General features: G+C 75.7%; 4 protein-coding genes. 3 read left to right on the forward strand and 1 reads right to left on the reverse strand.

Annotation, left to right across the window (positions count from 1 at the left end; genetic code table 11):
* The 3 genes from CCN29_RS32260 to CCN29_RS32275 form a co-directional block, all read left to right on the forward strand.
* Nucleotides 1–274: sigma factor-like helix-turn-helix DNA-binding protein (locus CCN29_RS32260; RefSeq protein WP_442538614.1), on the forward strand; the 274-nt coding region annotated here is incomplete at its 5' end.
* A gap of 1,822 nt (nucleotides 275–2,096) precedes the next feature.
* Entirely contained in the window at nucleotides 2,097–2,771 is a 675-nt protein-coding gene (locus CCN29_RS32270) for an RNA polymerase sigma factor (RefSeq protein WP_086686074.1), read from the forward strand.
* Nucleotides 2,771–3,907 (forward strand): hypothetical protein, encoded by a 1,137-nt coding sequence (locus CCN29_RS32275; protein ID WP_086686069.1) that lies wholly within the window; start codon nucleotides 2,771–2,773, stop codon nucleotides 3,905–3,907. The genes CCN29_RS32270 and CCN29_RS32275 overlap by 1 nt, the downstream gene beginning before the upstream one ends.
* A 234-nt stretch (nucleotides 3,908–4,141) precedes the next feature.
* On the opposite strand, the gene CCN29_RS32280 is transcribed toward CCN29_RS32275, so the two are convergent.
* Complete coding sequence (locus CCN29_RS32280) at nucleotides 4,142–4,990, reverse strand: L,D-transpeptidase family protein (protein WP_086686072.1); 849 nt, start codon at nucleotides 4,988–4,990, stop codon at nucleotides 4,142–4,144.
* Between the last annotated feature and the right edge of the window lie 50 nt (nucleotides 4,991–5,040).

The raw sequence follows: 5,040 nt of genomic DNA on the forward strand, positions 1-5,040 counted from the left end.
GCCCGCCCCGCACAGCACGCACGACCAGGCGATGGAGGCCATGTCCACCGAGCAGGCCCTCGCCCTCGTGGGCGGGCTGCCCCGGGACCAGGCCGAGGCCGTGCTGCTGCGGGTGGTCGTGGGCCTCGACGGGCCCGCCGCCGCCCGCGTCCTCGGCAAGCGGCCGGGCGCCGTACGGACGGCCGCGCACCGGGGTCTGCGGCGCCTGGCGCGGCAGCTCGCCGCCGACGGTGTGACGGATGAGGCGCCCCGGACGCTGGGTGAGTCGACGTGACCGTGGGCCGGGACGGTGGTCACACCGGACGGCACTGCCGTACCGGGGGCTGAACGGGCCGGGCGGACGGGCCGTATCCGTGTGCTGGGGCCGGAACGGGCTCCCCGCTGGTGGAAGGGGGTGCGGCGAGCGTCGCGCCCCGGATGCCGGGCCGTGAGGGCCGGATAACGGAACCGGGCAGGGCCGGACAAGCCGGACAGGCCGGACGGGCCGGACACGATCGAGCAGGGACGGAAGCGGACATGGGTGAACGGCAGAGCGACGGCGGGCGGGCCGGCCGTCGGCGTGTGCACCCTGAGTGTCGTTCCGAGCGGGCTGAGCGGCCTGAGCGGCCTGAGCGGGCTGAGCAGGCTGTGGGCATAGCCGTTTCCGCCTCCGTTTCCGACGAGGGGGCGGTCGATGACACCGCCCGTCTGGAGGCGCTGCTCGCCGCCGCCCTGGTTCGCGACGGGGTGGACGCCACGGCCGAGCAGCGGGCCGTCGCCGCGTTCGTGGCCGCCCGGGAGTCGGGGGCGCGTGGCGCGCGCACCCGGCGCCGGGACGACTGGCGGGCCTCCCGGCGGCGGTTCGGGGGGCGGTCGCTGCGGGCGACGCTGGGGGCGTTGGTCGCCGGCTGCGCCCTCAGTGGGGTCGCCGTGGCCGGGATCAACGCGGCGGGGGCGTCGGGCGGGGAGCGGTCCGAGGACACGGGGCCTTCTCGGATGCCGTCCGCCGGCTCTTCCGCACCGGAGGTGTCGGCGGCTCCGGGGACTTCGGCGGCTCCGGACGCGTCCGGTTCTGGCGCCGTTGGGACTCCGGAGGCGTCGGCGTCCGCCGGTGCGGGGGGTGACGGTGAGCGGCGGCGCTCGGGGCGGGCTGAGGCCGTCGCGGGGGACGTCGAGGCGCACTGCCGGGCGTACGAGCGGGTCGCCGGGAAGGGGCGGGCGCTGGACGCCACTGCGTGGGAGCGGTTGGTCGCTGCCGCGGGGGGTGCGGAGCGGGTGGAGGCGTACTGCGCGGGGCGCGCTGCGACGGTGGCGCCGTCGGTTTCCGTGCCGGCGGTGCCGAGTGTTCCTCCGGAGGTTTCGGGGGGTGAAGCGGGTGTCGGCCGTCCCACGGGGGAGGCGGCCGGCACCGCTCTCTCTGGCGAGGGCGAGGGCGAGGGCGAGGGTGAAGGGAAGGGCGCGGGGGCTGGACGTAAGCCTTGAGTGTTGACGCGGCTCACCTGAACGGGGGGTGTTTCGCAGCCCGGCGATGCCGGGGTGCCGCCGTGCCCACCCGTGCCGCCCTGGGCGGCACGATTGCCCACGGCGGCGGCGCGTCTCGCCCCGGCGGCGCGGCAGCCCGTGGTGGCGGCGTGTCTCCCCCTGGCGGCGGCGCGTGTGCTGCGGCGGCGGTGTGTCCGCTCCCGACAGTGGCGCGGCAGTCCGTGATGGCGTGTGTTTGCGCGCGGCAGCGGGGTGTTTTTCGCGGCGGCGTCGCAGGTGCATGCGGCGGCGTGCCTGCCCGCGGCAGCGGTGGTGCGGAGACGGCCGGGGCCGCCACCCCCCACAGGAGAGGCCCCGGCCGTCGCGCGGTACGGGCCGCGCGCGACCCGTACCTTCTACAGCGCCGGGGATGCGTTTTCTGTCACACGTCCCGTGTCACGAGTTAGTTGCGTCTTGTACGGTCATGGACGGGGAGCGGTTTCAGGTCGTAACGTGCCTTTCGCGCCAGGCCGCGGGAGACAAACGACCACAACTCCGCGTGCGGCCTTGAGACCGCAACGACCGATTGAGCAATGACGACGGCGAGCAACCGGTCCGCGAGAGCGGCGCCGGCTGAGGCGCAGAAGGGCGCACGCGTGCTGGGGGACGACGCGGAGCTGACTGCCGCGGTGCGCGCGGCACAGGGTGGGGACGAGACCGCGTTCCGGACCGTGTACCGCGCCGTGCACCCGCGGCTGCTCGGGTACGTCCGGACACTGGTCGGCGAGCCCGACGCCGAGGACGTGACGTCCGAGGCCTGGCTTCAGATAGCCCGTGACCTGGAAAGATTCTCCGGCGACGCGGACCGCTTCCGCGGCTGGGCGGCCCGGATCGCCCGCAACCGCGCGCTGGACCACATCCGCATGCGCGGCCGCCGCCCCGCGATCGGCGGCGACGAGACCGAGCTGACCGGACGGCCCGCCGAGTTCGACACGGCCGGCGAGGCGATCGAGGCGCTGGCCACGGACGGCGCCTTCGACCTGATCTCCCGGCTGCCGCAGGACCAGGCCGAGGCCGTCGTCCTGCGCGTGGTCGTGGGCCTCGACGCCAAGACCGCCGCGCAGACCCTGGGCAAGCGTCCCGGCGCCGTGCGGACGGCCGCGCACCGTGGCCTGCGCCGGCTCGCCGAACTGCTCGCCGACGATCCGGACGGCCATCCGGAATCCGCGGGTGGGCTCGACGCCCTTCCACCCCAGAGAGAACCACGCCGTCGTACGGTGACGTCCGCGAGTGTGACGCAGTTGCGAGCGCGGACGCAGAAGGACTTGTGATGGCCGATGAGCGGTACAGGTGGCTGGACGCGGAGGCGGCGGAGCGCCTGTTGAGCGGTGAGTCACCCCAGGCTGCCGGTCCACCCCCCGGTGACCAGGCCGAACGGCTGGCCGGCGTGCTCCGCGCGCTCTCCGCGCCACCGCCCACGGACGAGAGTGAACTTCCCGGGGAGGCGGCCGCGCTGGCCGCCTTCCGCAAGTCGAGGGACGAACGGACAGGGCAGGCCGACTCGGCCCCGCACACCGGTGACGGCACCGGCCCCGGGGGCGCCGACGTCGGCCTGATCCGTCTCGGCGTCCCACGCCCCGGCCGTACCGGAACGCCCGGCGGAGCCCGCCGGCCGCGTCCCGCCCGGATGGCGCTGGCGGCCGCGCTGGTCGTCGGCATGGCCGGGGGCGCCGCCGTGCTCGCCGGGACCGGGCTGCTGCCCACGCCGTTCGACGACTCCCGCTCCGGCCCGGCGGGCGCCGCCACGCCCACGCACCCCTCGCGCCCGCTGATCTCCCCGCCCGCGCGGAGCGTCTCCCCGGACCGTCCCGAGGGCGACACCGCCGACGGGGGCCGCGACGGCGCGCAGGGTGGCGAGAAGCCCGGCCGCACGCCCACCGGCTCGCCGCCCGGCGACGGCAGGACCGCCCACGGCGCCCGCTGGAAGCTGGTCGTGTCCGCCTGCCGGTCCTGGCACCAGGGACGTCCGGTCGACGGCGAACACCGCCGCGCCCTGCACGAGGCGGCGGGCGGCGCCTCCCACGTCGCCGCCTACTGCCACGACCTCGCCACCGGGGCAGGAGCCGGCGGCAAGGACGGCGAGAAGGACAGCGACGACAGGGGCGACAGGGGCGCCGGGGACGGCGCGCAGGACGCCGAGACGCGCGTCGACCGCGACGAGGACGCGCCGCAGAACACCCTCCCCGGCCAGGGCGACGGCCGCCCGGACACCGGCGACGGCGGTCAGGACGAGGGCGGCGACGGAGGCGGCCAGGGCGACGGGAACGACGGCGACAGCGGCTCCGGCGCCGACGCCCGTCCGGGCAAGGGCCAGGGCAACAACGGCAACAGCGCCGACGGCAAGGGGAACGGGAACGGCAAGGGCGGCGGGAACGGGCACGGCAAGGGCGGCGGCACGCGGGACTAGGCAGCCCGACCTCCCGAAAGCCGTCTGACCTGCGGAAACGCCACCGCGCCACACGTCCGTACCGCCCGGTGTGACACTTCTGGCGCTTCAGACGCAGTACTGAGTGAGCCGACTGGTCATCGGCCGTAGCACTGAGCCGGGGTTCCCCCCGTACCCACGGCTCGTGCACATGGCGCGGGCGGGACACGTTCCCCCGGTCCCGCCCGCGCCCCTTTCCTCACGTCGTCGCAGGTCTCACCAGTGGACGACCACCTTGTCGCCGTCCCGCACCTGCTCGTACAGCGTGGCGATCGCGCCCTCGTCGCGTACGTTCACACAGCCGTGCGAGGCGCCCGCGTAGCCCCGGGCGGCGAAGTCGGCCGAGTAGTGCACCGCCTGGCCGCCGCTGAAGAACATCGCGTACGGCATCGGCGAGTCGTACAGCGTGGACACGTGGTGCCGGGACTTCCAGTAGACCTGGAAGACGCCCTCGCGGGTCGGCGTGTACTCGGAGCCGAAGCGGACCGGCATCGTCGACACCGTCCGGCCGTCGATCATCCAGCGCAGGGTGCGGCTGGACTTGCTGATGCACAGCACCCGGCCGGTCATGCAGCGCGGGTCGGGCGCGTCGGCCGGCTGGCCGCCCATCAGATACAGCTCCCAGCGTCCCGGTTCCCGCGTCATGGCGAGTAGCCGCTGCCAGGTCACCGTGTCCGTCACCCCGGTCCGCGGCAGACCACGCTTGCCCTGGAAGCCGCGGACGGCCCCCGCCGTCAGGTCGTCGTAGGTGCCGGTGGGGCCGTGGAAGATCCAGGCGATCTGCCGCAGCCGCGCCTGGAGTTCGCGTATGTCCCGCCCCACGTCGCCGGGCGACCACAGCACACGCGCCGGCGTCGGACTGGCGGACGGCTTCGCGGGCGGGGACGGTTTCTCGGGCGCCTCCGGGGTCCGGCTGGGAGACGCGGGCGGCCCTGGCGCGTCCGGTGTCCGGGACGGCACGTCGATCCGCACCGGCGGCGCGCCCTGCCCGTCCGCGCCGGCGGGCTGCACCGTGCATCCGGCCGCACCCACCGCCATCGCGCCCAGCGCCGCCAGGACGGCCATGCCGTGCCTGCTCCTGCCGCGCCCCGTACCCCTCCGGCCCGTACCCCTCC

This window comes from Streptomyces pseudogriseolus (assembly GCA_002154585.1).
In the GTDB taxonomy this organism is placed as follows: domain Bacteria; phylum Actinomycetota; class Actinomycetes; order Streptomycetales; family Streptomycetaceae; genus Streptomyces; species Streptomyces pseudogriseolus.

Coding starts and splice junctions, on each gene's coding strand:
- CCN29_RS32275 (WP_086686069.1), top strand. CDS start 2,771: ATGGCCGATGAGCGGTACAGGTGGCTGGACGCGGAGGCGGCGGAGCGC.
- CCN29_RS32280 (WP_086686072.1), bottom strand. CDS start 4,990: ATGGCCGTCCTGGCGGCGCTGGGCGCGATGGCGGTGGGTGCGGCCGGA.